Below are 25,502 nucleotides of genomic sequence, written 5' to 3' on the forward strand. Positions count from 1 at the left end.
GGGAGGACACACCGATGCGCCAACGCCGCCTGATGAACCAGATCAACGTCGTGCCCTACATCGACGTGATGCTGGTGCTGCTCGTGATCTTCATGGTCACGGCACCGATGATCCAGACCGGCAACGTCGAGCTGCCCACCGTGGGCGGCGTGCCGCAACCACCCGCCGAAGCGATGCTCGTCGTGGTCAAGCAGGACGGCTCGCTCGCCCTCAAGATCACGAGCGGCTCGACCGAACGCAACCTGAGCAGCGCCGAGCTCCTGCGCGAGCTGCGCAGCGCGCTTGAACGCAATCCGCAGCAATCTGTCGTGATCGCCGCCGACAAACGCGTCTCCTACGAAAAAGTGATGGATACGCTCAACGGCCTGCGCCAGGCCGGCATCCAGAAAGTCGGACTGCAGACGAAGGCCGGCAGCAGCTGATGAAAGACACGCACCTTGACCTGCAGCGCGACGAGCCCGGCAAGTGGGCCTCGATGGCGCTGACGGTCGTCGTTCACCTGGGCCTCGCCGCCTTTCTGATCTTCGGCATCCGCTGGCAAAGCAGCCCGCCCGCGGCGCTCGAGGTCGAGCTCGTCGCACCGCCATCCCAGCCGGCACCGCCCCCCGTGTCGCAGCCGGAGCCCAAACCCGAACCGAAGCCGGAGCCCAAACCCGAGCCGCCCAAGCCCCAGCCGAAGCCGGAACCCAAACCCGAGCCGAAACCGGAGCCGAAGCCGGACATCGCAACCAAGGCCCCGGAGGTCAAGAAACCGCCCAAACCCGAGCCGGAACCGAAAAAGCCGGAACCCAAGCCCGAGCCCAAGAAGCCCGAGCCGAAGCCGGAACCGAAGAAACCGGAAGCGAAGCCCGAGCCCAAGCCGATCACACCACCGAAGGACGATTACCTTGCGCAGAAGCTCGCGCAGGAAGCGGCACAGACGCGCGCCCGCTCGGATCTCGAGCGCATGATGCGCGATGACGCGGCGCGCGCCTCGGCTGCGCGCACGAAGGAGGTCGGCGACGCCTACCAGAATGCCATTCGCACCAAGGTGCGCGGCAACCTGCTGCGCCCGCCGGGCCTGAGCGGCAACCCCGAGGCCGTATTCGAGGTCGACCAGCTCCCGAGCGGCGAAGTGCTCGCGATCCGCCTGAAGCGCTCATCGGGAATCCCGTCCCTCGACGACGCCATCGAGCGCGCGATCCGTCGCTCGAGCCCGCTGCCACTGCCCAAGGACCCGGGCATGTTCGAGCGCACGCTCGAACTGCGCTTCCGCCCGCTCGAAGAATAAGGGAACCAATTCGAAACAGTTTCGATCTTTACGCATCGTGATCGACTCCATTCGTTATACTTTCGCTTTAGGCAAGCCCCAGCCATGAGAAAACTCATCTCCACCTACCGCCTGCTCATCGCTGCTGCGCTGACCGTCGTCAGCGCCGTCGCGCATGCGCAGCTGTCGATCGAGATCACGGGGGCCGGCGCAAGCCGCTTCCCGGTCGCGATCCCCGTGTTCGAAAACGAAGGCACCCTGCCCCGCGGCGTCACCGACGTCGTGCGCGCCGACCTCGAGCGCAGCGGCCTCTTCAGCCTCGTCGACATGGGCATCGCCGCGCTGCCCGTCACCGCCGCGCCCGACATGGCCTCGATCCGCGGCCGTGGCGCGGACGCCGTGCTCACCGGCAGCATCTACCAGCAGGGCGACGGCCGCTTCGAAGTGCGCTTCCGTCTCTTCGACACGCAGAAGCAGACCGAACTGGGCGGGCTGTCGATGCGCATGGCACCGGCGCAGAACCGCGCCATCGGCCACAAGATCGCCGACTTCGTGTACGAGAAGCTCACCGGCCAGCCCGGCTACTTCTCGACCCGCATCGCCTACGTCGTCAAGAGCGGCCCGACGGCTGCCCCGCGCTACGAACTGCAGATCGCCGACGCCGACGGCATGAACGCCGCGACCGCCCTGGCCTCGCGCGAACCCATCATCTCGCCCGCCTGGGCGCCGGACGGCCAGCGCATCGCCTACGTCTCGTTCGAGGCCAAGAAGCCGGTCGTGTACGTGCATACGCTGGCCACCGGCCAGCGCCAGGTGGTCGCCAACTTCAAGGGCTCCAACTCCGCCCCCGCCTGGGCACCGGACGGCCAGCGCCTCGCCGTCGTGCTCACCAAGGACGGCCAGTCGCAGCTCTACGTCCTCAATGCCGACGGCTCCGGCGTGCGCCGCCTCGCGACCTCGCCCGGCATCGACACCGAACCCGCATGGTCGCCCGACGGCGAGTGGATCTACTTCACTTCCGATCGCGGCGGCAGCCCGCAGATCTACCGTACCTCCGCAAGCGGCGGCAGCGCCCAGCGCGTGAGCTTCGATGGCAGCTACAACGTGACCCCGCGCCCCTCGGCCGACGGCACGAGCCTCGCCTTCATCACGCGCAACAGTGGACGCTTCCAGGTGGCCATCATGGACCTCGCCACCCGCCAGACCACGATCCTCACCGACTCGGCGCGTGACGAGTCGCCCAGCTTCGCGCCCAACGGCCGCATGATCCTCTACGCCACCGAAACCGGCGGGCGGGGAGTGCTTGCGGCCGTTTCGTCCGACGGCCGGGTGAAGCAGCGCCTGTCGGTGCAGGCTGCCGACGTCCGCGAGCCCTCCTGGGGCCCGCAGGTCCGGTAACTCCCTCCCGCAAAAAGCAACACTGTTCGACTAGATCAGGAAACCCCATGAAAAAAGTGCTCGTCCCCGCCATCCTGGCAACCCTTCTCGCCGCGTGCAGCAGCACCGGCACCTTCGACCAGCCCGCCGGCGGCGCAGCCGTCGATGACCGCAGCAAGGGCGCCGGCTCCGGCGTCGCCACCGTGACCGCCCCGAGCGCGTCCGGCTCCGGCATCGCCGCGCTGACCGACCCGAACAACATCCTGTCCAAGCGCAGCGTGATGTTCGACTTCGACAGCTACGTGATCCGCGACGATGCCCGCCCGCTGGTCGAGGCGCACGCCAAGTTCCTCGTGCAGAATCCGCAGATGAAGATGCTCATCCAGGGCAACGCCGACGAGCGCGGCAGCCGCGAGTACAACCTCGCCCTCGGCCAGAAGCGTGCCGACGCCGTGCGCAAGGCCCTGAGCCTGCTCGGCGCCAAGGAGACGCAGATCGAGTCCGTCAGCCTGGGCGAGGAAAAGCCGCGCTGCACGGAAGCGACGGAAGCCTGCTTCGCGCAGAACCGTCGCGGTGACATGCTCTACTCGGGCGAATTCTGATGAAGCGCCTCCTGCCGCTCGCTGTCGTTGCCGCCCTGTCGCACGTCGCGCCGTCATACGCGCTGTTCGACGACGAGGAGGCGCGGCGCGCAATCACCAACTTGCGCACCGACATCACCCCCCGCATCGAACGGCTGGAGGCCAGCAGTCGCGGGCAGCTCGAACTGGCGAACCAGAACGAGCTGCTCCGCACCGAAGTATCGAAACTGCAAGGACAACTCGAAGTCCTCCTGCACGAGATCGAATCGCTGAAGCAGCGGCAGCGCGACTTCTACGTCGATCTCGACAACCGCGTGCGCAAGCTCGAGTCCGCCCCCGTGGCCGCCGCTGCGGAAGCCCCCGCGGTCGACCCTGCCGCCGAGTCGCGCGACTACGAAGCCGCCCTGAACCTGCTCAAGGAAGGCAAGTACAAGGAAGCGCAGACCGCCTTCGACCAGTTCATCAAGCACTACCCGCGCAGCGCCGTGCAGCCCGGCGCGCACTTCTGGGCGGGAAATGCCGCACTGCAGGCGAAGGACGTCGCCGTCGCCAACAACTACTTCAAGAGCGTGCTGACGAACTGGCCGAACGACCCCGTCGCCCCCGACGCCATGCTCGGCATCGCCAACTGCCAGCAGGCCCTGGGTGACGCCAAATCGTCGCAGGAAACACTGAAGAAGCTCGTCGAGCGCTTCCCCGACAGCTCGGCAGGCAAGGCGGCCAAGCAGCGCCTCGCGCGCAAACCCTGAACTCCGCATGACGCAGTCCGAAACCGCGAGCCCCAGGCTGCGGATCACTGAAATATTCGCTTCGATCCAGGGCGAGTCGACACGCGTCGGCCTGCCCACGGTCTTCGTGCGCCTGACCGGCTGCCCACTGCGCTGCAGCTGGTGCGACACGGAATACGCTTTCCAGGGCGCCGAAAACCGCAGCATCGCCGACGTGTGCGACGCGGTCGCCGCGCACGGCATACGGCACGTGTGCGTCACCGGCGGCGAGCCGCTGGCGCAGAAATCCTGCCTCGCCCTGCTCACGGCATTGAGCGACGCCGGCTTCTCGGTGTCGCTGGAAACGAGCGGCGCGCTCGACATCGCCGCCGTCGACCCGCGCGTGTCGCGCATCATGGACCTCAAGGCCCCGGGCTCGGGCGAGGTTGCGCGCAACCGCTGGGAGAACCTCGCCCACCTCGCCGCGCACGACGAGATCAAGATCGTCCTCGCCGACGAAGCCGATTACGCCTGGGCCAAGGCGCAGATCGCACTGCACCGTCTCGCCGAACGCTGCACCGTGCTGCTCTCGCCGGTGCAGGGCAGACTCGACCCCACTCTGCTCGCCGAATGGATCGTGCGCGACCGCCTGCCGGTGCGCTTCCAGCTCCAGCTGCACAAGATTCTGTGGAACGACGCCCGGGGACGCTGAGCCCCCCCGGGCCGCGCCTTTCAGCATTCGCCATCCCCTGAGCCCATCGCCATGATCGACCACCCCAAGCGCGCAGTCATCCTGCTGTCCGGCGGACTGGATTCCGCCACCTGCCTCGCGATCGCGCGCGACATGGGCTTCGACACCTATGCGCTTTCGGTCGCCTACGGCCAGCGCCACGCCGCCGAACTCGCGGCCGCTCGCCGCGTAGCCGCATCGCTGGGGGCGCGCGAGCATCGCGTCGCGAGCGTGGAACTGGGCCAGTTCGGCGGCTCGGCCCTGACGGACGAAAAGATCCCCGTGCCCGTCGAAGGCAGCACTGCCGGCATCCCCGTGACCTACGTCCCCGCGCGCAACACCGTGATGCTGTCGATCGCGCTCGCCTGGGCCGAGGTACTCGGCGCGAACGACATCTTCGTCGGCGTCAATGCGGTCGACTATTCCGGCTATCCGGATTGCCGCCCCGAATTCATCGCCGCCTTCGAAACGATGGCGAACCTCGCGACCAAGGTCGGCATTGAAGGTGCACGCCTCAGGATCCACGCCCCGCTGATCTCACTGTCCAAGGCCGACATCATCCACCGCGGGAGCGCACTGGGCGTCGATTACAGCCAGACAGTGTCGTGCTACCAGGCCGACGACGCCGGCCATGCCTGCGGCAGGTGCGACGCGTGCCGCCTGCGGCGCGCCGGATTCGAGGCTGCGGGACTTCCCGACCCCACGCGCTACGCCTGAGACCCGGGTGTTCAGGGTGGTTCTTCCGATGACGTGAATTTATTCCTTCGTCCTAACCGAGGATTTGAAGGATACTGCTCCGTTGCATCCTGCACCCTTTGATCTAGGTCAGCCCTGCTCGCTGAAAGGTTTCGTAACATCTCCCCCATGGGCGGTGCCGCCTTTCGGGGGATCTTTCGATGCGTTTCAGGTTAGTTCGGTACTTCACGCTTGCCAGCCTCGGCATGTTCGGCCTCGTCGCACTGAGCCTGATCTACTTCGAGCGCGAACAAAGCCAGTTCTACAAGCAGACGAACGACGAGCAACTGGCATTCTTCGGCGATGTGCAGCAATCCTTCGCCAAGCAGCAGGAAGACGCCGCGCGGCGCGACCTGCTGACGATTCACGAGGCGGGCAACGTCAACCTCACCCGCCTTTTCGCCAACGCCCTCTGGGAGCGTGACTTCGCGCCTTTCGTCGCGCAGGTCCAGGCCATCGACGTCACGGGCTGCCAGGCGATTGCCGACGTCACCGACGACAAGGGCAAGAAAGCCGCCCCGCCCGAGAAGAAGGCCTGCTTCGCCGATATCGGCAAGCGCATCATGGCCCTGCCCGGCTTCAAGGCGATCGACGCCAAGGTGTTCGACTCGATGAAGAAGAGCACCGTGTTCAAGATCAAGGTGTTCGACCTGCGCGGAATCACCGTGTATTCGTCCGAGCACGCCCAGATCGGCGAGGACAAGAGCTTCAACGCCGGCTGGCGCAGCGCGGCCTTCGACGGCGTGCCCAAGAGCGAGCTCACCCACCGCGGCAAGTTCAGCGCCTTCGAGGGCGTCGTCGAGAACCGCGACCTGATCGGCAGCTACCTCCCGGTGCTGGAGCCCGGCTCCTCGCGCATCGTCGGCGTGTTCGAGGTTTACTCCGACGTGACGCCCTTCCTGAAGCAGATCCAGCAGACCTCGGGACAGATCCGCAGCACCGCGACCGATAACCAGAAGAAGCTCGGCGAAGCCGCGGCGGCCAACCAGGACGCAGTCGACGCCACGTCCTATCGCCAGCTCGCAACGATCGCAGGCCTTCTCCTGCTGCTCTTCGCGGCGCTGCTCGTAATCGTGCGGCGCGCCGAAAAGATCATCCAGCAGCAGGAAGCCGACCGCGCCCACGCGCACCAACAGCTCGCGCAGTCGGAAAAGATGGCCTCGCTCGGCCAGATGGTCGCCGGCGTCGCGCACCAGCTCAACACCCCGCTCGCGTTCTCGCAGAACAACATCCTGATGGTCAAGGACGCGCTGCAGAGCATGGAACTGCCGATGAAGGTCGCCGGCAGGCTCTCCTCCATCCTCGAGGACGTCGACGGCGACAAGGTCACGATCAAGGTGTCGCAGCTCAAGGCAAACCTCGATAAGCTGCAGGAGGGCAATGTCGACGTCACCATGCTGCAGGAGATGCTCAAGGACGTGCTCGGCGGCATCGACCAGATGTCCGAACTGGTCGTGAACCTGCGCGACTTCACCCGCCTCGACCGGGCGGCGACAACCAACGCCGACCTCAACAAGGCACTGCACACGGTCGCCTACATCGCACAGACGGTGCTCCCGAAGAACATCGAACTCGTCGAGGAGTACGGCCAGCTGCCCAGCGTGGAATGCAATCCTTCGCAGCTCAACCAGGTATTCCTGAACCTCATCAACAACGCCGCCCAGGCGATCGAAGGCCCGGGGCGCATCCGCATCCGCAGCTTCGCGGAAGGCGACCAGGTCCACGTCGAGGTCCAGGACAACGGCCGCGGCATCCCCGACGATGTGCTGCCGCACATCTTCGACCTCTATTACACGACCAAGCCCGCCGGCGAAGGCACCGGACTCGGCCTCGCGATTGCGCGTAACATCGTCACCGAACACGGCGGCGACATCACCGTCAGCACGCGCATCGGTGTCGGCACGACCTTCACCGTCACCTTGCCGGTGCGCCAAGAGGCACCTCTGGCGCAGGCCGCCTGACACAGGCAGGAGAAACCCATGACACGACTGGCCGGCAAGGTACTCTGCGTCGACGACGAACCGGGCATCGTCCGCTCGCTCCAGTGGCTGCTGCAGAAGCAGTTCGAGGTGTTCACCGCAACCAGTGGCGCCGAGGCGCTCGAGCTCGTCAAACAGCACGACTTCGACGTCGTCATCAGCGACCAGCGCATGCCGGTGATGACCGGCGTCGAGGTCCTGCGCGAAGTGCGCAAGCTCTCGCCGCGCACGATGCGCATCCTGCTGACCGGCTACTCGGACATGCAGGCGATCGTGCGCTCGGTGAACGAGAGCGAGGTATTCCGCTTCATCAACAAGCCGTGGAACATCTCGGAACTGCCCAAGGTGGTCGCCCAGGCGATCACGATCGCCAAGACCCAGCCCGTCGAGACACCGGCCGCCGAGATCCCCGAGGATGCACCCATCATCGCCAACGGCGAACGCATCCTCGTCATCGACGACGACCCCGAGATGGGGCGCGCCGTTGCCGACCTCGTCGGCGCCAGCGCAAAAGTCTCGTACACACGCAACCTTGCCGACGCGGTGGGCATCCTCAACAACGAGGACGTGTCGGTGATCATTTCCGAGACGCGCGTCGGCACCATCGATGCGACACGCCTCGTGCGCCTGATGAAGAGCAAGCACCCGGAGATCGTCACCGTGATGCTCACCGGCGAGAGCGACGCCGACACCATCACGACACTGATCAACCAGGGCCAGATCTATCGCTTCGTTCCCAAGCCCATCCGCACGGGATACCTGAAGCTCGTGCTGCAGTCGGCGCTGCGCAAGCACGGCGCGCTCGTCAGCGACCCGGCGCTGACCTTCCGCCACGCGGTGGAGACCACCTCGGCCGGCGCCATGGAGTCCCTGATTTCCGATGTCGAGCGGGCTGCACCGCAGGCCGAAACCGCCGCTGCGGCCAAGGGCGGAGGCTTCATGGCGTCCCTCGGCGCAGGGTTCCGCCGCCTCTTCGGAGCGGGCTGAAGTAATTTCTGTCACAATTGCTTGACGGACCTCGAACGCTTGCATAGAATTCGGGTCCTTCTGCACGGGGGTCGTTAGCTCAGTTGGTAGAGCAGCGGACTTTTAATCCGTTGGTCGCTGGTTCGAATCCAGCACGGCCTACCACCGCAAGGTGGAACTTCCTGCAGATGGCATCGGGGGTATAGCTCAGTTGGTAGAGCAGTTGACTCTTAATCAATTGGTCCTAGGTTCGAGTCCTAGTGCCCCCACCAGATACCGAGAAGGCCGGCTCCTGCAGCTGGCCTTTTTGCTTTTCGGCTCCCTCGCGCATCACCCGGCGATGCGGGCATATGACGATAAGCAAATCCTGTTCAGCCCGGCTTCGGCATAATATCCGGATGTGCACGAGAGGCGGATCATGACGGCCATTCAGGACTCCGGGCAGCTTGCCCACATCGTCTTCCAGAACGCAGCAGAAGGCATCGCGATCACCGATCCCCAGGGACGCATCCTGGCGGTCAATGACGCATTCACCGCACTGACCGGATACCCGGCCGCCGACGTCCTCGGCAGGACCCCGGCCATGCTCCGCTCGGGGCGCCACGGGCGCGAGTTCTATGCGCGCATGTGGCTCGCGCTGCGCGACGAAGGCCGCTGGCAGGGCGAAATATGGAATCGCCGCAAAAACGGCGAGATCTACCCCGAATGGCTGTCGATCAGCACGGTGCGCAACGACACCGGCGAGATCCTGCATTACGTCGGCGTGTTCACCGACATCGGCCGGATCATGGCGGAGCAGGAGAAGCTGCGCGACCTCGCCTACCACGACCCGCTCACCCGCCTGCCGAACCGCATGCTGCTGCGCGACCGTTTCGAGCAGGCGGCGCGGCGCAGCCTGCGTGATGCGCGCCAGCTCGCGGTACTCATGATCGAGGTGACGCCGCAAGGCAAGGTGCCGAACGATCCCTTCCTCGTCGCCGCGTCGGAGCAACTCGCAACGCACCTGCGCGAAACCGACACGCTCGCGCGCTACGGCGAGAACGAGTTCCTGGTGCTGATCGAGGGCATCAACGGACCGCGCGATGCCAGCGTGACGGCCGACCAGCTGCTCAAGGCGCTGGAGCGACCGCTCACCGTTGACGGCATCGACGTCTACGCCGGCGCGAATGTCGGCATCAGCCTTTACCCCATGGACGGCTACACGCTCGACGACCTGGCGACCGCCGCAGATGCGGCGATGCTGCAGGCGCGCAGCCACGACCGCCACGGCTACCGCTTTTACTCCGCCGAAATGACGGCCTTCGCCACCGAGCGCGCGACGATCGAGACGCAACTGCGCCGCGCCATCGCCAGCGGCGCGCTGGAGCTCCACTTCCAGCCGCTGTTCGACGTCGCGGGCAGTTCGGTGCTCGGCGTCGAGGCGCTGGTGCGCTGGACCGACCCCGAGCTGGGCGCCGTCGAACCCGAGCGCTTCGTGCCGATCGCCGAGGACAACGGACTCATCCACCCGCTCGGCGAATGGGTGATGCGCCGTGCCTTCACGCAGTTCGTCGCGTGGCAGGCAGCCGGTGTCGCGCCGCCGGTGCTGTCGCTGAACATCTCGGCACGACAGCTCGAACGCATCGACTTCGTCGACAGCGTCGCCGCGCTGGTGGCCGAGACCGGGATCTCGCCGCAGTCGCTGGAGTTCGAGTTCCGCGAATCGGTGCTCTCCGACGTCGCCTATGTCGTGCCCGCCCTCGAGGCACTGGACCAGATGGGCATCCGGCTGTCGATCGACGGTTTCGGGACGGGCTTTTCGCCGCTCGGAAACCTCAAGACCTTGCCGATATCGAAGCTCAACATCGACCGCAGCTTCGTGAGCGGCATCGGCCGCAACCAGGGCAACGACACGATCGTGCGCACCGTGCTGGGCGTCGCGCGCACTTTGGGGCTGCGGGTGATCGCCGAAGGCGTGGAGACCGAGGACCAGGCCGCATTCCTGCGCAACGAAGGCTGCGACGAGTTCCAGGGGCACCTCTACGGCCAGGCGATGAAGGGCGAAGACTTCGTGCGCCGTTTCGCGCAACGCCAGACTTGAGCACTTTCTTCGCACGCAGGGCGCCGCAGTCGCACATTCCAGGCCGGAAGCGTTTGGTGCGTCTAGCGGATTTGGGTACATTGGCGCCCATCGCCATCAGGACTCCCACGGCCGGCAACGGCCGCCCATCCCGACAGGCGCCGGCAACGGCGTCATCGATCAACTACTCCAATAAAGAGGAAAATCGTGTCGAACAGTCCATATGACCAGGGTCTGGGCAAGAACGCGGCGAACTACGTGCCGCTTTCGCCCCTGAGCTACCTCGAACGCTCGGCCTATGTGTATCCGCAGCGCACCTCGGTGATCCACGGCGGCCGCTCCTTCACGTGGGCACAGACCTATGAGCGCTGCCGCCGTCTCGCCAGCGCGCTGGTGCAGAAGGGCGTGGGGCGCGGCGACACCGTCGCGGTGATGCTGCCCAACGTGCCGGCGATGTACGAAGCGCACTTCGGCGTGCCCATGACCGGCGCGGTGCTCAACACGTTGAATACCCGCCTCGACCCGGAGGCCATCGCCTTCATGCTGGCGCACGGCGAGGCGAAGGTGCTGATCACCGACCCCGAGTTCGCCGCGACGATCCGTCGCGCGCTTGAACTGCTCGACGGCCCCAAGCCCGTCATCATCGACGCCCTGGATGCCGAGTATCCCGGCACCGACCGTTGCGGCGAGATCGAGTACGAGGACTTCATCGCCGGCGGCGATCCGGCCTATGAGTGGCACCTGCCGCAGGACGAGTGGGACGCGATCGCGCTGAACTACACCTCGGGCACGACGGGCAACCCCAAGGGGGTCGTGTACCACCACCGCGGCGCCTACCTGAACGCCGCCTCGAACATCATCAGCTGGGGGATGCCGCAGCATGCGGTGTATCTGTGGACGCTGCCGATGTTCCACTGCAACGGCTGGTGCTTCCCGTGGACGATGGCGGCCAACGCGGGCATCAACGTGTGCCTGCGCAAGGTCGACGTCGCGCTGATCTGCGAGCTGATCCGCAAGCACAAGGTCAGCCACTTCTGCGGTGCGCCGATCGTGCACGGCATGCTGATCAATGCGCCCGAAGGCATGCGCGCGGGCATCGAGCACAAGGTGTCGGCGCTGATCGCCGGCGCCGCGCCTCCGGCCGCAATCATCGAGGGCATGGAGCGCATCGGCTTCGACATCACCCACGTGTATGGCCTGACCGAGACCTACGGCCCGGCGTCGGTGTGCGCGAAGCACCCGGAATGGGATGAACTGCCGATCGCCAACCGCGCAGAGCGCAACGGCCGCCAGGGAGTGCGCTACCACATGCAGGAAGCGATCACGGTGCTCAACCCCGAGACGATGGAGCCCGTGCCGGCCGACGGCGAGACGATGGGCGAGCTGATGTTCCGCGGCAACCTCGTCATGAAGGGCTACCTGAAGAACGAGAAGGCCAGCGCGGAAGCCTTCGCGGGGGGCTGGTTCCACACCGGCGACCTGGGCGTGATGCAGCCCGACGGCTACGTGAAGATCAAGGACCGTTCCAAGGACGTGATCATCTCGGGCGGCGAGAACATTTCGTCGCTGGAGGTCGAGGAGGTCCTGTATCGCCATCCGGCAGTGCTGACGGCGGCGGTGGTAGCGAAGCCCGACGCGAAGTGGGGCGAGGTGCCGGCGGCCTACGTCGAGGTCAAGGAAGGCGTCGCGGTGACGGCGGATGACATCATCGCGCATTGCCGCGAACACCTCGCGCGCTACAAGGTGCCGAAGTACGTCGAGTTCTGCGTGCTGCCCAAGACCTCGACGGGCAAGATCCAGAAGTTCGTGCTGCGCGAGCAGGCGAAATCGGTGTCCGCGATCGAGTAACGCGCGACTGCCGCCAGGTCTCCGCGAAGGCCGCCGTTGCGCAAGCAGCGGCGGCCTTTTTCTTCATGCGCCGCGTGCGGATCGAGCAGGCATGCGGGTTCACCCCTAGGCGGCATGCATTGACGCCCCCCGGCACGGGTGTTAGCTTGTGCCGGCCGTGATCAAGGATACATATCGCTGCAACATGGATTCTTATAATCCAGATGCGGCCGTCCTTGCAGGCTCCGCTACGACGCAACGTGTTTCAACCGGCACCCCCGCTGCCGGCGCAGTTCAGCTTCGACCCACAGAGAGAGGCAGGATCTGACAGACGCGATGAGCACGGACTACATCCTTCAAACGACCGACCTCACGAAGGAGTTCAAAGGCTTCGTCGCGGTCGACAAGGTCAAGCTGCAGGTGCAGCGCGGCACGATCCATGCCCTGATCGGCCCCAACGGCGCGGGCAAGACGACGGTCTTCAACCTGCTGACCAAGTTCCTCACACCCACCCGCGGCACGATCCGTTTCAACGGCATCGACATCACGCCGGAGAAGTCTGCGCAGATCGCCCGCCGTGGCATCGTCCGCTCCTTCCAGATCTCTGCGGTGTTCCCGCACCTGTCGGTGCTCGAGAACGTGCGCGTCGCGTTGCAGCGCAAACTCGGCACGAGTTTCCACTTCTGGCGTTCGGCAAAGAGCCTCGACGTGCTCAACGGGCGCGCGATGGAACTGCTCGAATCGGTCGACCTGCAGACCTTCGCCGACTCGGTGACGGTGGAGCTGCCCTACGGGCGCAAGCGCGCCCTGGAGATCGCGACGACGCTGGCGCTGGAGCCGGAGCTGATGCTGCTCGACGAACCGACGCAGGGCATGGGCCACGAGGACGTCGGTCGTGTGGCCGACCTGATCAAGCGCGTCGCGGCGAACCGCACGGTGCTGATGGTCGAACACAACCTCGGCGTGGTCTCGCACATCTGCGACACGATCACCGTCCTGCAGCGCGGCGCCGTGCTCGCCGAGGGGCCTTACGACGTCGTTTCGGCCGATGCGCGCGTGCTGGAAGCCTACATGGGTACCGCACATGGCTAAGGCGAGCGCATTCACGCCCGATTCCGAGATGCTGCGGGTGAACGACCTGCACGCGTTCTACGGCGAGTCGCACATCCTGCACGGCATCGACTTCCAGGTGAACCGCGGCGAGCTAGTGACGCTGCTGGGACGCAACGGTGCCGGCCGCACGACGACGCTGAAGGCCATCCTGGGCCTGGTCGGCCGCCGCAGCGGCTCGATCATGATCAACGGCCGCCAGGTCATCGACCTGCCGACGCACCGCATCGCGCACCTGGGCATCGGCTACTGCCCCGAGGAGCGCGGCATCTACGCGAGCCTCTCGACCGAGGAGAACCTGTTGCTGCCGCCGGCGGTGAACAGCACCGGGATGTCGCTCGACGAGATCTACGAGATGTTCCCCAATCTCAAGGAGCGGCGCAACAGCCCCGGCAGCCGGCTCTCGGGGGGCGAGCAGCAGATGCTGGCGATGGCGCGCATCCTGCGCACCGGCGCGCGCCTGCTGCTGCTCGACGAGATCACCGAGGGCCTCGCGCCGGTGATCGTGCAGGCGCTTGGCCGCGTCATCGCGCAGCTCAAGGAGAAGGGCCTGACCATCATCCTGGTCGAACAGAATTTCCGCTTTGCGGCGCCGCTCGCGGACCGCCACTACGTGATCGAACACGGTCGCATCGTCGAGATGGTGAGCAAGGACGAGCTCGATTCGAAGATGCCCCTGCTGCAAAAACTGCTGGGCGTCTGAGCCCCGGCACACGAGGAGGAGAGAGAGGATGAAGCGCAAGATTCTGGGTTCGGCAGTGGCCGCTGCCGTCGCGTTCGCACCGGCATTCACGCAGGCGGCCACCAACGTCAGCGACGGTGCGGTGAAGCTGGGCGTGCTCACCGACATGTCGGGCACCTACTCCGACCTTGCCGGCCCCGGCACGGTGGAGGCGACGAAAATGGCGGTCGAGGATTTCATCGCGAAGGAGAAACCGGACTTCAAGATCGAGGTCATCTCCGCCGACCACCAGAACAAGGCCGACATCTCGGCCAACAAGGCACGCGAGTGGTTCGACACGCAGAAGGTCGACACCATCGTCGACCTCGTGACGACCTCGACCGCGCTCGCGGTGATGAAGGTCGCCAACGAGAAGAACCGCATTTCGCTCGTGTCGGGCGCGGGCTCGACGCCGATCACCAACGAGCAGTGCAACGACACCACCGTGCACTGGACCTACGACACCTACTCGCTGCCGGTCGGCACCGCGAAGGCGGTCGTCAAGCAGGGCGGCAAGAACTGGTATTTCATCACCGCCGACTACGCCTTCGGCCATTCGCTCGAAAAGAACACCTCGGAGGTGGTCACCAAGAGCGGCGGCAAGGTGCTGGGCAGCGTTCGCCACCCCTTCCCGGGCAGCGACTTCTCGTCTTTCCTGCTCAGCGCGCAGGCCTCGGGCGCACAGGTGATCGGGCTGGCCAACGCGGGCGCGGACACGATCAACTCGATCAAGCAGGCCAAGGAGTTCGGCATCACGCCCAAGCAGTCGCTCGCCGGCCTGCTGATGTTCATTTCCGACGTGCATAGCCTCGGTCTCGAGGCCACGGCGGGGATGTACCTGACGACGGGCTTCTACTGGGACTACAACGACGAGACGCGCGCGTGGTCGAAGCGCTACTTCGAGAAGATGAAGCGCATGCCGACGATGGTTCAGGCCGGCAACTACTCGTCCGTCTATCACTACCTGAAGGCCGTGAAGGCCGCCGGCACCGACGAGGCCAAGGCGGTGATGGCGAAGATGCGCGAGATGCCGGTGAACGACTTCTTCGCCAAGAACGGCAAGGTGCGCGCCGACGGCCGCATGGTGCATGACATGTACCTCGCGCAGGTGAAGAAGCCGTCCGAGTCGAAGTATCCGTGGGACTACTACCACATCCGCGAAGTCATCAAGGGCGAGGACGCCTTCATCCCGCTGGCCGAGAGCAAGTGCCCGCTGGTCAAGAAGTAGGCACGCCAGCCCGGCCATGAGCAGGGGTCGTGAGCGCCGCAGGCGCGCACGACCCCGCGGCCCGCACCGACATCCGAGCGCGAGACCATGGACATCTTCGGCATTCCGATCCAGGCCCTGATGGGGCAGCTGCTGATCGGGCTCATCAACGGCTCGTTCTACGCGATCCTCAGCCTCGGGCTGGCGATCATCTTCGGCCTGCTCAACATCATCAACTTCGCGCACGGTGCGCTGTACATGATGGGGGCCTTCTGCGCGTGGATCGGCCTGAACTGGCTCGGGCTCAACTACTGGGTCGCGCTGATCGCCGTCCCCGTCGTCGTCGGGGCGTTCGGCATGCTGATCGAACGAACGATGCTCAAGCATCTGTACAAGCTGGACCACCTGTACGGCCTGCTGCTCACCTTCGGCCTCGCGCTGATCATCGAAGGGCTGTTCCGCTACCGCTTCGGCATTTCGGGCGAAAGCTACCCGGTCCCCGAGCTGCTCGCGGGCGGCTTCAACCTCGGCTTCATGTTCCTGCCGAAATACCGCGCTTGGGTCATCGCGGTGTCGCTGGTCGTGTGCTTCGGCAGCTGGTTCATCATCGAGCGCACGAAGCTCGGATCCTACCTGCGCGCAGGCACCGAGAACCCGCAGCTGCTGCAGGCCTTCGGCATCAACGTGCCGCTGATGATCACGCTCACCTACGGCTTCGGCGTCGCGCTCGCGGCCTTCGCCGGCGTGCTGGCCGCGCCGGTGCTGCAGGTGAACCCGGTGATGGGCTCCAACCTCATCATCGTCGTGTTCGCCGTGGTCGTCATCGGCGGGATGGGCTCGATCATGGGTTCGATCGTCACCGGCCTCGGCCTCGGCCTGATCGAAGGCCTGACCAAGGTGTTCTATCCGGAAGCTTCCGCGGTGGTGATCTTCGTCATCATGGGCATCGTGCTGCTGCTACGGCCGGCCGGACTGTTCGGACGGGAGCGATGAGCGCCATGCCGCGCCACCCCACAGCCTTGCCCCCCGCGCCCCACGGCGCCTCCGCACCGGGAATCGCATCATGAACGGCAAACACATCGGCTGGATCGTCCTGCTCCTGATCGGGCTGGTCGCGCCCTTCGTCGTCTACCCGGTGCTGGTGATGAAGATCCTGTGCTTCGCGCTGTTCGCCTGCGCCTTCAACCTGCTGCTCGGCTACACCGGCCTGCTGTCCTTCGGCCACGCGGCCTTCCTCGGTTCCGCCGGCTACATCTGCGGCTACGCGATGCAGGGGCTCGGCCTGTCGCCGGAACTGGGCCTGCTGGCCGGCAGCGCCGGCGCTGCCGTGCTGGGCTTCATCTTCGGCAGCCTCGCGATCCGCCGCGCCGGCATCTACTTCGCAATGATCACGCTCGCGCTCGCGCAACTGGTGTTCTTCCTCGCGCTGCAGTTCCCCTTTACCGGCGGCGAGGACGGCATGCAGGGCATTCCGCGCGGGCGCCTGTTCGGCCTCATCGATCTCGCCGACACGATGAACATGTATTTCTTCGTGCTCGCGGTGTTCCTGTTCGGCTTCTGGGTCATCGACCGCGCGATCGACTCGCCCTTCGGCCAGGTGCTGAAGGCGATCCGCGAAAACGAGCCACGCGCGATCTCGCTCGGCTACGACGTCGATCGCTACAAGCTGCTCGCCTTCGTGCTCTCGGCCGCGCTCGCGGGCCTCGCCGGCGCGACCAAGACGCTGGTGTTCCAGCTCGCCTCCCTCACCGACGTGCACTGGCACATGTCCGGCGAAGTCGTGCTGATGACCCTGCTGGGCGGCGTGGGCACCGTGTTCGGCCCCATCGTCGGCGCGACCATCGTCGTCAGCCTGCAGAACTACGGCGCGGAACTGGGCCAGTGGGTCACCGTGCTGACCGGCGTGATCTTCGTCGTGTGCGTGCTCGCCTTCCGCCGCGGCGTCGTCGGCGAAGTCGCACTGCTGATCAAGCGTTCGGGCATCCGCCCCTGACAACGGCACCGGGAGTTCAACCCTGCTCGCCTGAGCTCCCGGCCGGACTCCAGTCGAAGCTGCCGCCGCTGCCGGCAAACAGCGGACGGGTCCCGCCCGGCGTCGCCCGCAGGAAGGCCCTCAGCTCGCCCGGTGCGAGCCCTTGCGGCGGCTTCGCATCGGCCGCCAGATGCCGCGCGTGCACGATCAGCTCGCCCCCGATGTCCGCCACGCTGCAGTGGATCGAAGCGACCGCCGCCTGCCGCGCCGCTTCCACCCCGGCAATCGCCGCCAGCAGTTTCTCGCGATGAGCCGCACGCGCCTTGCCCTGTTCCGACACCTGCGCCATCGCCTTCAGCACCGGCATCACACTGTCGCGCAGCTTGTGGAAGGCCGCCTGCTGCTCGGCGTTCAAGACAATCTCCTGTCGCTGCACCCTGGCGGCGACCGTCAGGTAATTGCCCACCCCGGGGCGTGCGCGCAGGGCCTCCATGATCTGCCTGGCCTGCTCGTCGACCGCCTGCAGCTCTGCGAGCTGCGCGTGCGCCGCCCGGACCAACTCGCCCTGCGAATCCTCGGGCGGCAGCAGGACGGACACGACGGTCTCGGCCGGCCCGTGCGGACGCACCTGCGCAACGGCAACCGTGCGCCCCGCCAGCACGGACGCCTCCACGAGGGCGATGTCCAGCTCGTCCGCGAGGATGTCGCAACCGATCGCCCGTTCCCGCACGACGACGCGACGCCCCACGATCAGGCTGTTCTCGGCATACTGCAGCGTCACTTCGCCATCCGGCGCGAGGATCGTCGCGCCGCTTGCACGGCCCTCGACGGCGACCTGCCCGCCCGGATTCACGATCGCCCCGCCACTCACGTTCTTCTTCAGCACGACGGTGCCCCCGCGCGACACGATCTTGCCGAACACGTCGGCGAAGGTCGTCACGTTGAGCCCCTCGACCACACGACCTTCCTGGATCTCGCCATGCTCCTCGTAATCGTCGCCCATCAGCACGAGGTCGCCCGTCGTGCGCAGGCTCACGCCGGCACGATTGACGATCTTCTCGGTGACCGAAACCTTGCTCGAAGCCTCGTCGATGTCGAGGAAGCCGTCGATCGTCGCGACGAGAAACTCACCCTCCGCGTCGTTTTCGACGCGCGTCCCCGTGCCGGCGAGCGCGGCAAAGTCGATATCCTTCGGCAGCGCGGGCGCCACTGCCCGGCCGTCGAGTTCGCGGCCCGGCGCACCGAGCACGAGCGGCAGCTTGCGCAACAGCTTCTCGCCCGCGCGGATCTGCGGAAAGCGGTTGCGAAAGCGGGCGAGGTCGACACGTCCGTCCGGCAGCAATCCCGGGGCGTCATCCCGATGCAGGCCGCTCGACAGCTCCTCGACCCCCGCGTCGCGGCCGGCACCCGGCGGTACCGCGTGGGCGATGACGATCCTGCCCGTCCGCTCGTTCCCGATCGCATCGCGGACAACCGCCTCGTCGATGCCGCAGCGCAGCCCCTTGAGCCACGCCTGCGCGACGAACTCGTCGAAATCGAGCCGGGTTTTCTGAGCGACCGTGTCGAATTCCTGCCCCCCCGCCCCGCCGCCCTCGGCGGTACGCGGCACCGTGCACTCGATGCTCACCGGCTCGAACAGATACTCGGCACGCGCGCCGGAAATCTTCAGGCCGCGATACAGGGGAATGCGCACCGGCAGCACATGGCTCATGCCCGAGGAGAAACGCACGCGCGACGGCCGTCCCGCGGCCACGCATGCCCGGGCTTCATCATCCGCGCGCCCTGCCTCGCAGTCGAAGGCCAAATGCTGGAAGGCGGCGTAATCGAGCCCGCGGAAACAGACGCCGCGGATGAATGTCTGATCGACCCACGCGCGGAACTCGGCGGATCCTCCCAGGCGCGACAGCTCAACCCACAGCCCGCCCTCGTCGCGGACGATGAAATCCGGCAGGGGATCGTCCCCATCGCTCAGAGCATCGGCCACCATGGCAACCATTCCGTCCCCTTGCCCGCAACATTTGTTTTCATCTTACCCGTCCGCGCCCCGCATGGGCGCTCCGCGTGCGGGCACCGTTGGGCGCAGCCGCCACGACTGCGGTAAGCTTGCGCGCGACCAACCGCGCCCGCCCCCCATGCCCTCCGAGTTCGACCTCATCCGCCGCCACTTCACCCGCCCCGCACGGCACACAACCCTGTCGGTCGGCGACGACGCGGCATTGCTCACGCCACGCGCGGGCATGCAACTGGCCGTATCGACCGACATGCTGGTCGCCGGCACGCATTTCTTCGCCGACGCCGAGCCCGAGGCGCTGGGCTGGAAGACGCTCGCGGTCAATGTTTCCGACCTCGCCGCGATGGGCGCCGAACCGCGCTGGGCCGTGCTGGCCTTGTCGCTGCCGGCGGCAGACGAAGCGTGGATCGCGGCCTTCGCGCGCGGCTTCTTCGCCTGCGCCGACGTATTCGGCGTCGATCTCGCAGGCGGCGACACCACACGCGGCCCGCTGAACCTGTGCGTGACCATCTTCGGCGAAGTGCCGGCGGGCGCCGCGATCACGCGCGGCGACGCGCGAGCCGGCGACGACCTGTGGATCACCGGGAAACCGGGCCACGCCGCACTCGGCCTCGCGCACCTGCGCGGCGAAGCGGCGCTCGCGCCCGCAGCGGCACATGCCTGTCTCGCTGCCCTGCACCGCCCGCAACCGCGCGTCGCCTTCGGGCAGGCGCTGCGCGGCGTCGCCAGCGCGATGCTCGACGTCTCCGACGGCCTGCTCGGCGATCTCGGCCACATCCTTGAATGTTCCGGCTGCGGCGCGCGCATCGAGGTCGAAGCGCTGCCGCTGGCCGCCCTGCGTGCCTGCGGGGCCGACGAAGTCCTCGCGCGGCGCTGCCTGCTGTCCGGCGGCGACGACTATGAGCTCCTCTTCACCGCGGCGCCGACACGACGCGAGCACCTCGCCGCCCTCGCCGGCAAGCACGGACTGCCGTTGTCGCGCATCGGCACGATCACCGCGAACGCCGATGAACTCGTACTTCGCGAAGCCGACGGGCGCGAGCACACCACGACCCACGCCGGCTACGACCATTTCGCCTGAATCCTCCCGCCCAAGCCGTCCATGCGTCCCACCGTCCGCCTGCTCCTGAGCCACCCCGCCCACTTCATCTCGCTCGGCTTCGGCTCGGGCCTCTCGCCGCGCGCCCCCGGCACCGCCGGCACCCTCGCCGCCTGGCTGCTCTACCCACTGCTGCGCGCGCCGATCTCGGATTTCGTCTTCCTCGCGCTGCTCGCGAGCTTCTTCGTCGCCGGCATCATCGCCGCCGACCGCACCGGCCGCGCCCTGGGCGCATCGGACCACGGCGCGATCGTGTGGGACGAGATCGTCGCGTTCTGGCTGGTGCTGTTCTTCGCCCCGCCCGGCCTCGCGTGGCAGGCGGCGGCCTTCGTGCTGTTCCGCTTCTTCGACATCGTCAAGCCGCAACCCATCCGCTGGGCCGACAGCCGCATCGGCGGCGGCTTCGGCGTGATGCTCGACGACCTGATCGCCGCCGGCTATGCGATTCTCGCGCTTGCGGTGCTGAAGCATTTGCTGGGGTGATCCGATGAACGACGACGAACTGCACGCCCTGTCGCGCCGCGTCGGCGACTGGCTCGCCGCGCGCGGTGCCACGCTCGCCTGCGCCGAATCCTGCACCGGCGGCTGGGTCGCCGAGACCGTCACCGCCACCGCCGGCAGCTCCGGCTGGTTCGACCGCGGCTTCGTGACCTATTCCAACGAGGCCAAGCAGGAGCTCCTCGGCGTCGCTGCGGCGACGCTCGCCGGCAGCGGCGCGGTCAGCGAGGAGACGGTGTGCGAAATGGTCGCCGGCACCCTCGCGCACAGCCGCGCACGCTTTGCCCTCGCGGTTTCCGGCGTCGCCGGCCCCGGCGGCGGCACCGCCGCCAAGCCGGTCGGCATGGTGTGCTTCGCGTGGGGCGAACGTGACGGCGAACTGCGCAGCGAAACCGTTCACTTCACCGGTGACCGCACCCGGATCCGGCGCCAGGCGGTCATCCACGCACTCGCCGGCTTGATGACATAATCATTTTCAGGGCACCGTAATAGTGACCTGCAGCGCACCAGCAATCTCTGTGCCATAATTCCCCAACGTTTTGAAAGGACAGGACATGGACGACAACAAGGCCAAGGCCCTCGCCGCCGCGCTCTCGCAGATCGAGAAGCAGTTCGGCAAGGGTTCGATCATGCGGATGGGCGACGGCAACGTCGAGAAGGACATCCAGACCGTCTCGACCGGCTCGCTCGGACTCGACATCGCGCTCGGCCTCGGCGGACTGCCGCGCGGCCGCGTCGTCGAGATCTACGGCCCGGAATCGTCCGGCAAGACCACGCTGACGCTGCAGGTCATTGCCGAGATGCAGAAGCTCGGCGGCACCGCCGCCTTCATCGACGCCGAGCACGCGCTCGACGTCGGCTACGCCGAAAAGCTCGGCGTGAACATCACCGATCTGCTGATCTCGCAGCCCGACACCGGCGAGCAGGCGCTCGAGATCGCCGACATGCTGGTGCGCTCGGGCGGCGTCGACATCGTCGTCATCGACTCGGTCGCGGCACTCACCCCCAAGGCCGAAATCGAGGGCGAGATGGGCGACCAGCTCCCCGGCCTGCAGGCCCGCCTGATGAGCCAGGCGCTGCGCAAGCTCACCGCCAACATCAAGCGCACCAACACGCTGGTGATCTTCATCAACCAGATCCGCATGAAGATCGGCGTGATGTTCGGCAACCCGGAGACCACCACGGGCGGCAATGCGCTCAAGTTCTACGCCTCCGTGCGCCTCGACATCCGCCGTACCGGCGCGATCAAGAAGGGCGACGAGGTCGTCGGCTCGGAGACGCGCTGCAAGGTCGTCAAGAACAAGGTCTCGCCCCCGTTCAAGGAAGCGCACTTCGACATTCTCTACGGAGAGGGCATCTCGCGCGAAGGCGAGATCATCGACCTCGGCGTCGAGAAGAAGATCGTCGACAAGGCGGGCGCCTGGTACTCCTACCAGGGCGACAAGATCGGCCAGGGCAAGGACAACACGCGCGAGTTCCTGCGCGGCAATCCGGCGCTCGCGCGCGAGATCGAGAACAAGGTGCGCGTCGCGGTCGGCCTCAAGGAACTGCCGGCCGAGCCCGCGCAACCGGCTGCCGAGGCGGCCTGACGCCCCTTCACGGGATCATGCCGGAGACGAGCCTGCGGGAACGCGCGTTGCGGCACCTCGCGCGCCGCGAGCACTCGCGCGCCGAGCTCGCCCGCAAGCTCGCCCCGCACGGCTCCGCCGACGAGATCGAAGACGTGCTCGACCGCATCACCGAACTGGGCCTGCTCAGCGACCACCGCTTCGCCGAAGCCTGGGTGCGCAGCAAGGCCGCCCGCTTCGGCACCGCGCGGCTGCGCCGTGAGCTCGCCCAGCGCGGCGTCGGACGCGACACGATAGACGCCGCACTCGATGTCGAGGCGGTCGAGGATGACGTCGAACGCGCCCGCACCGTGTGGCGCGGCAAGTTCGGCGCCACGCCGGCCGACGCGCGCGAGTGGGCCAGGCAGGCGAGATTCCTGCAGGGGCGCGGCTTCGGCACCGACGTGATACGCAAGATATTGAAAGAGAACCCCGATGAGTCTGCTTAAGGTCGCCGGACTGCAGAAGCGCTACAAGGCGCGCACCGTCGTCCACGATGTCGGCTTCGAGGTCGGCAGCGGCGAAGTGGTCGGCCTGCTCGGCCCCAACGGCGCCGGCAAGACCACCTGCTTCTACATGATCGTGGGCCTCGTGCGTGCCGACGGCGGCGACATCCGCCTCGACGACGCCGAGCTCACGCACCTGCCCGTGCATGCGCGCGCGCGCCTCGGCCTGTCCTACCTGCCACAGGAAATGAGCGTATTCCGCAAGCTCACCGTCGCCGAGAACATCCGCGCCGTGCTGGAGCTGCGGGGCCTCGGCAGCGCACGCGTCGACGAGCTTCTCGAGGAACTCCTCGAGGAACTGGGCATCGCGCACCTGCGCGACAACACCTCGGTCTCGCTGTCCGGCGGCGAACGGCGCCGCTGCGAGATTGCCCGCGCGCTCGCGACCGACCCGCGCCTGATCCTGCTCGACGAGCCCTTTGCCGGCGTCGACCCGATCGCCGTGCTCGATATCCAGAAGATCATCCGCTTCCTGCGCGACCGCGGCATCGGCGTGCTGATCACCGACCACAACGTGCGCGAGACGCTCGGCATCTGCAACCGTGCCTACATCATCAGCGAAGGCCGCGTGCTCGCCAGCGGACGCCCCGACGAGATCGTCGCCAACGAACAGGTTCGCCGCGTCTATCTCGGCGAGCATTTCCGCCTCTGAGCCCACTATCGGCGAAGCGCCATGAAACCGTCCCTCCAGCTCAAGATCTCCCAGCACCTCACGCTGACGCCGCAGCTGCAGCAATCGATCAAGCTGCTGCAGCTGTCCACGCTGGAGCTGAACCAGGAGCTGGAACGCTTCCTCCTCGAGAATCCCATGCTCGAGCGCGAGGACGGCGACGGCAGCGATTTTTCGCCGGGCGCGGCCCAGGGCTCGAGCGAGCCGAGCGAAGCCGCCGGCAACCAGGCCGAAACACCTGCCTCCCCCGAGGAGGCGCATGGCGAGAGCGAGCCGGCAAGCTTCGACGAAGCCGGCGAATGGTCGAGCGCGAGCAGCGGCTCCTCGAACCGCGACGATGACGACGACACCGATTTCCAGGAACTGCAGGCCGCCGGCACCAGCCTGCGCGACCACCTCGACCAGCAGGTGAGCCTGTCGCCGCTGTCCGACCGCGACCGCGCGCTGGTGCGCTTCATCATCGAGGCGCTGGACGAGGACGGCTACCTCAACCAGTCGCTCGAAGAACTGCTGCCGCTGCTGCCGCCCGAGCTCGAATACGACCTCGACGACCTCTCGATCGCGCTGCACCACGTACAGAACCTCGACCCGGCCGGCATCGGCGCGCGCAACCCGCAGGAATGCCTGAGCCTGCAGCTCAGGGCGATGCCCTCCTGCCCGACGCGCGACCTCGCGCTGAAGATCGTCGACGAGCACCTCGACCTGCTCGCCGAGCGCAACTTCCTGCGCATCAAGCGCGCCACCGGCTGCGACGACGACGCGCTGCGCGCCGCGCACGCGCTGATCTGCCGTCTCGACCCGCATCCGGGCTCCCAGCACTCGGTGCAGGAGACGCGCTACATCCTGCCGGACGTCGTCGTGCGCAAGGTGCGCAACCGCTGGACGGTCACGCTCAACCCCGAGGCGATGCCCAAGCTGCGCATCAATTCGCTGTACGCCAGCATCCTGCAGCAGAACCGCGGATCGGGCGGCGCACTCACCAGCCAGCTGCAGGAAGCACGCTGGCTGATCAAGAACGTGCAACAGCGTTTCGACACCATCCTGCGGGTTTCGCAGGCGATCGTTGACCAGCAGCGGCAGTTCTTCGATTATGGAGATGTGGCGATGCGACCCCTGACGTTGAGGGAGATCGCGGACCAGCTCGAGCTGCACGAGTCGACGGTCTCGCGGGTCACGACGCAGAAGTTCATGGCCACACCGCGCGGCGTGTTTGAACTGAAGTATTTTTTCGGCAGCCACGTTGCCACCGACACCGGTGGGGCGGCATCTTCCACGGCGATTCGAGCGCTGATTCGCCAGCTGGTGGAGGCCGAAGACAGGAAAAAGCCCCTGTCCGACGCGAAAATTGCCGAGTTGTTGGGCCAGCAGGGTATCGTGGTGGCACGCAGGACGATCGCGAAGTACCGCGAGTCACTCAATATCCCGCCGGTCAGCCTGCGCAAAGCGATCTGAAAGACGATCTGACAATACGAGGAAACATCATGAATCTCACCATCACCGGACATCACGTCGAAGTCACCCCCGCGATCCGCGAGTACGTCAACACCAAGCTGGATCGCGTCATCCGCCACTTCGACAACGTGACCAGCGTCAACGTGATCCTGTCGGTGGAGAAGCTGCGCCAGAAGGCGGAAGTCACGCTGCACGTGCGCGGCAAGGACATCTACGTCGAGAGCGAGGACGGTGACATGTACGCGGCGATCGACAGCATGGCCGACAAGCTCGACCGCCAGGTGCTCAAATACAAGGGCAAGAACCACGACCATGGCCACGACACGCTGAAGCACCAGCAACCGACCGAGCTGTGATCCTTTAGTTCACGCCGGGGGTCCGGGGTGTGTTTATAATTCGCGCGTTTTCAACCCGCGCCTGCCGCACACCCCGAGCCTCC

25 protein-coding genes and 2 tRNA genes are annotated in these 25,502 nt (G+C 66.5%); 26 read left to right on the forward strand and 1 reads right to left on the reverse strand.

From position 1 onward, the window contains the following. Positions 1-14 precede the first annotated feature (14 nt). The 18 genes from tolR (at position 15) to U5817_RS23525 (ending at position 17,241) form a co-directional block, all read left to right on the forward strand. On the forward strand, positions 15-422 hold the full coding sequence (tolR, locus tag U5817_RS23440) for a protein TolR (protein ID WP_169131718.1): 408 nt from the start codon (positions 15-17) through the stop codon (positions 420-422). Then, positions 422-1,270 (forward strand): energy transducer TonB, encoded by an 849-nt coding sequence (locus U5817_RS23445; protein WP_407279010.1) that lies wholly within the window; start codon positions 422-424, stop codon positions 1,268-1,270. The genes tolR and U5817_RS23445 overlap by 1 nt, the downstream gene beginning before the upstream one ends. An 84-nt stretch (positions 1,271-1,354) precedes the next feature. Further along, on the forward strand, positions 1,355-2,647 hold the full coding sequence (tolB, locus tag U5817_RS23450; RefSeq protein ID WP_169131714.1) for a Tol-Pal system beta propeller repeat protein TolB: 1,293 nt from the start codon (positions 1,355-1,357) through the stop codon (positions 2,645-2,647). Between the two features lie 47 nt (positions 2,648-2,694). Then, complete coding sequence (pal, locus tag U5817_RS23455; RefSeq protein ID WP_169131712.1) at positions 2,695-3,228, forward strand: peptidoglycan-associated lipoprotein Pal; 534 nt, start codon at positions 2,695-2,697, stop codon at positions 3,226-3,228. Continuing rightward, positions 3,228-3,956 carry a tol-pal system protein YbgF gene (ybgF, locus tag U5817_RS23460; protein WP_407279011.1) on the forward strand — a complete coding sequence of 243 codons (729 nt, stop codon included), beginning with the start codon at positions 3,228-3,230 and terminating at the stop codon, positions 3,954-3,956. The genes pal and ybgF overlap by 1 nt, the downstream gene beginning before the upstream one ends. A gap of 7 nt (positions 3,957-3,963) precedes the next feature. Continuing rightward, on the forward strand, positions 3,964-4,626 hold the full coding sequence (gene queE, locus U5817_RS23465) for a 7-carboxy-7-deazaguanine synthase QueE (protein WP_407279012.1): 663 nt from the start codon (positions 3,964-3,966) through the stop codon (positions 4,624-4,626). A 51-nt stretch (positions 4,627-4,677) separates the two neighbouring features. Then, positions 4,678-5,361, forward strand: coding sequence for a 7-cyano-7-deazaguanine synthase QueC (gene queC, locus U5817_RS23470; RefSeq protein WP_407279013.1), 684 nt, complete (start codon positions 4,678-4,680; stop codon positions 5,359-5,361). 179 nt (positions 5,362-5,540) lie between these two features. Further along, positions 5,541-7,340, forward strand: a complete 1,800-nt coding sequence (locus U5817_RS23475) for an ATP-binding protein (RefSeq protein WP_169131704.1) — start codon at positions 5,541-5,543, stop codon at positions 7,338-7,340. Between the two features lie 18 nt (positions 7,341-7,358). After that, the gene (locus U5817_RS23480) at positions 7,359-8,345 is read left to right on the forward strand and encodes a response regulator (RefSeq protein WP_169131702.1); all 987 of its coding nucleotides are present in this window, start codon (positions 7,359-7,361) and stop codon (positions 8,343-8,345) included. 68 nt (positions 8,346-8,413) lie between these two features. Beyond that, positions 8,414-8,489, forward strand: a tRNA-Lys gene (locus U5817_RS23485). A 31-nt stretch (positions 8,490-8,520) separates the two neighbouring features. Further along, a tRNA-Lys gene (locus tag U5817_RS23490) sits at positions 8,521-8,596 on the forward strand. 146 nt (positions 8,597-8,742) lie between these two features. After that, positions 8,743-10,404 carry a putative bifunctional diguanylate cyclase/phosphodiesterase gene (locus U5817_RS23495; protein ID WP_407279014.1) on the forward strand — a complete coding sequence of 554 codons (1,662 nt, stop codon included), beginning with the start codon at positions 8,743-8,745 and terminating at the stop codon, positions 10,402-10,404. 186 nt (positions 10,405-10,590) lie between these two features. Then, positions 10,591-12,231 carry an acyl-CoA synthetase gene (locus tag U5817_RS23500; RefSeq protein WP_407279015.1) on the forward strand — a complete coding sequence of 547 codons (1,641 nt, stop codon included), beginning with the start codon at positions 10,591-10,593 and terminating at the stop codon, positions 12,229-12,231. A gap of 315 nt (positions 12,232-12,546) precedes the next feature. After that, a complete protein-coding gene (locus U5817_RS23505; RefSeq protein ID WP_407279016.1) occupies positions 12,547-13,302 on the forward strand; it encodes an ABC transporter ATP-binding protein in 756 nt (251 codons plus the stop codon). Beyond that, positions 13,295-14,023, forward strand: coding sequence for an ABC transporter ATP-binding protein (locus tag U5817_RS23510; protein ID WP_169131694.1), 729 nt, complete (start codon positions 13,295-13,297; stop codon positions 14,021-14,023). The genes U5817_RS23505 and U5817_RS23510 overlap by 8 nt, the downstream gene beginning before the upstream one ends. Positions 14,024-14,051: 28 nt before the next feature. Next, positions 14,052-15,269, forward strand: coding sequence for an ABC transporter substrate-binding protein (locus tag U5817_RS23515; protein ID WP_407279017.1), 1,218 nt, complete (start codon positions 14,052-14,054; stop codon positions 15,267-15,269). A gap of 87 nt (positions 15,270-15,356) precedes the next feature. Next, on the forward strand, positions 15,357-16,241 hold the full coding sequence (locus U5817_RS23520; RefSeq protein ID WP_169131690.1) for a branched-chain amino acid ABC transporter permease: 885 nt from the start codon (positions 15,357-15,359) through the stop codon (positions 16,239-16,241). A 70-nt stretch (positions 16,242-16,311) separates the two neighbouring features. Then, positions 16,312-17,241 (forward strand): branched-chain amino acid ABC transporter permease, encoded by a 930-nt coding sequence (locus U5817_RS23525; protein ID WP_169131688.1) that lies wholly within the window; start codon positions 16,312-16,314, stop codon positions 17,239-17,241. 16 nt (positions 17,242-17,257) lie between these two features. Here U5817_RS23525 and U5817_RS23530 read toward each other — a convergent pair whose 3' ends face one another. Continuing rightward, positions 17,258-19,207 (reverse strand): flagellar assembly protein A, encoded by a 1,950-nt coding sequence (locus U5817_RS23530; RefSeq protein ID WP_407279018.1) that lies wholly within the window; start codon positions 19,205-19,207, stop codon positions 17,258-17,260. Between the two features lie 145 nt (positions 19,208-19,352). On the opposite strand from U5817_RS23530, the gene thiL reads away from it, so the two are divergent. The 8 genes from thiL (at position 19,353) to hpf (ending at position 25,419) form a co-directional block, all read left to right on the forward strand. After that, positions 19,353-20,312, forward strand: coding sequence for a thiamine-phosphate kinase (gene thiL / locus U5817_RS23535; RefSeq protein ID WP_407279019.1), 960 nt, complete (start codon positions 19,353-19,355; stop codon positions 20,310-20,312). A gap of 21 nt (positions 20,313-20,333) precedes the next feature. Further along, on the forward strand, positions 20,334-20,813 hold the full coding sequence (locus U5817_RS23540; RefSeq protein ID WP_169132397.1) for a phosphatidylglycerophosphatase A: 480 nt from the start codon (positions 20,334-20,336) through the stop codon (positions 20,811-20,813). 4 nt (positions 20,814-20,817) lie between these two features. Further along, positions 20,818-21,297 carry a nicotinamide-nucleotide amidohydrolase family protein gene (locus tag U5817_RS23545; protein ID WP_169132396.1) on the forward strand — a complete coding sequence of 160 codons (480 nt, stop codon included), beginning with the start codon at positions 20,818-20,820 and terminating at the stop codon, positions 21,295-21,297. An 85-nt stretch (positions 21,298-21,382) separates the two neighbouring features. After that, positions 21,383-22,417 carry a recombinase RecA gene (gene recA / locus U5817_RS23550; RefSeq protein WP_169132395.1) on the forward strand — a complete coding sequence of 345 codons (1,035 nt, stop codon included), beginning with the start codon at positions 21,383-21,385 and terminating at the stop codon, positions 22,415-22,417. Between the two features lie 17 nt (positions 22,418-22,434). Then, entirely contained in the window at positions 22,435-22,884 is a 450-nt protein-coding gene (gene recX / locus U5817_RS23555) for a recombination regulator RecX (RefSeq protein WP_169132394.1), read from the forward strand. Continuing rightward, positions 22,871-23,593 (forward strand): LPS export ABC transporter ATP-binding protein, encoded by a 723-nt coding sequence (gene lptB, locus U5817_RS23560; RefSeq protein ID WP_169132393.1) that lies wholly within the window; start codon positions 22,871-22,873, stop codon positions 23,591-23,593. Before recX ends, lptB begins: the two co-directional genes overlap by 14 nt. Before the next feature lie 21 nt (positions 23,594-23,614). Beyond that, complete coding sequence (locus U5817_RS23565; RefSeq protein WP_407279020.1) at positions 23,615-25,063, forward strand: RNA polymerase factor sigma-54; 1,449 nt, start codon at positions 23,615-23,617, stop codon at positions 25,061-25,063. Positions 25,064-25,092: 29 nt separating this feature from the next. Continuing rightward, entirely contained in the window at positions 25,093-25,419 is a 327-nt protein-coding gene (gene hpf / locus U5817_RS23570; protein WP_169132391.1) for a ribosome hibernation-promoting factor, HPF/YfiA family, read from the forward strand. Positions 25,420-25,502 lie beyond the last annotated feature (83 nt).

Source organism: Aromatoleum evansii (genome assembly GCF_045689615.1).
GTDB lineage: Bacteria > Pseudomonadota > Gammaproteobacteria > Burkholderiales > Rhodocyclaceae > Aromatoleum > Aromatoleum evansii.

Coding starts and splice junctions, on each gene's coding strand:
- recX (WP_169132394.1), top strand. CDS start 22,435: ATGCCGGAGACGAGCCTGCGGGAACGCGCGTTGCGGCACCTCGCGCGC.
- U5817_RS23545 (WP_169132396.1), top strand. CDS start 20,818: ATGAACGACGACGAACTGCACGCCCTGTCGCGCCGCGTCGGCGACTGG.
- hpf (WP_169132391.1), top strand. CDS start 25,093: ATGAATCTCACCATCACCGGACATCACGTCGAAGTCACCCCCGCGATC.
- U5817_RS23515 (WP_407279017.1), top strand. CDS start 14,052: ATGAAGCGCAAGATTCTGGGTTCGGCAGTGGCCGCTGCCGTCGCGTTC.
- recA (WP_169132395.1), top strand. CDS start 21,383: ATGGACGACAACAAGGCCAAGGCCCTCGCCGCCGCGCTCTCGCAGATC.
- tolR (WP_169131718.1), top strand. CDS start 15: ATGCGCCAACGCCGCCTGATGAACCAGATCAACGTCGTGCCCTACATC.
- U5817_RS23565 (WP_407279020.1), top strand. CDS start 23,615: ATGAAACCGTCCCTCCAGCTCAAGATCTCCCAGCACCTCACGCTGACG.
- U5817_RS23505 (WP_407279016.1), top strand. CDS start 12,547: ATGAGCACGGACTACATCCTTCAAACGACCGACCTCACGAAGGAGTTC.
- U5817_RS23520 (WP_169131690.1), top strand. CDS start 15,357: ATGGACATCTTCGGCATTCCGATCCAGGCCCTGATGGGGCAGCTGCTG.
- U5817_RS23525 (WP_169131688.1), top strand. CDS start 16,312: ATGAACGGCAAACACATCGGCTGGATCGTCCTGCTCCTGATCGGGCTG.
- U5817_RS23510 (WP_169131694.1), top strand. CDS start 13,295: ATGGCTAAGGCGAGCGCATTCACGCCCGATTCCGAGATGCTGCGGGTG.
- U5817_RS23445 (WP_407279010.1), top strand. CDS start 422: ATGAAAGACACGCACCTTGACCTGCAGCGCGACGAGCCCGGCAAGTGG.
- U5817_RS23475 (WP_169131704.1), top strand. CDS start 5,541: ATGCGTTTCAGGTTAGTTCGGTACTTCACGCTTGCCAGCCTCGGCATG.
- U5817_RS23495 (WP_407279014.1), top strand. CDS start 8,743: ATGACGGCCATTCAGGACTCCGGGCAGCTTGCCCACATCGTCTTCCAG.
- ybgF (WP_407279011.1), top strand. CDS start 3,228: ATGAAGCGCCTCCTGCCGCTCGCTGTCGTTGCCGCCCTGTCGCACGTC.
- pal (WP_169131712.1), top strand. CDS start 2,695: ATGAAAAAAGTGCTCGTCCCCGCCATCCTGGCAACCCTTCTCGCCGCG.
- U5817_RS23480 (WP_169131702.1), top strand. CDS start 7,359: ATGACACGACTGGCCGGCAAGGTACTCTGCGTCGACGACGAACCGGGC.
- queE (WP_407279012.1), top strand. CDS start 3,964: ATGACGCAGTCCGAAACCGCGAGCCCCAGGCTGCGGATCACTGAAATA.
- tolB (WP_169131714.1), top strand. CDS start 1,355: ATGAGAAAACTCATCTCCACCTACCGCCTGCTCATCGCTGCTGCGCTG.
- thiL (WP_407279019.1), top strand. CDS start 19,353: ATGCCCTCCGAGTTCGACCTCATCCGCCGCCACTTCACCCGCCCCGCA.
- U5817_RS23530 (WP_407279018.1), bottom strand. CDS start 19,207: ATGGTGGCCGATGCTCTGAGCGATGGGGACGATCCCCTGCCGGATTTC.
- U5817_RS23540 (WP_169132397.1), top strand. CDS start 20,334: ATGCGTCCCACCGTCCGCCTGCTCCTGAGCCACCCCGCCCACTTCATC.
- queC (WP_407279013.1), top strand. CDS start 4,678: ATGATCGACCACCCCAAGCGCGCAGTCATCCTGCTGTCCGGCGGACTG.
- lptB (WP_169132393.1), top strand. CDS start 22,871: ATGAGTCTGCTTAAGGTCGCCGGACTGCAGAAGCGCTACAAGGCGCGC.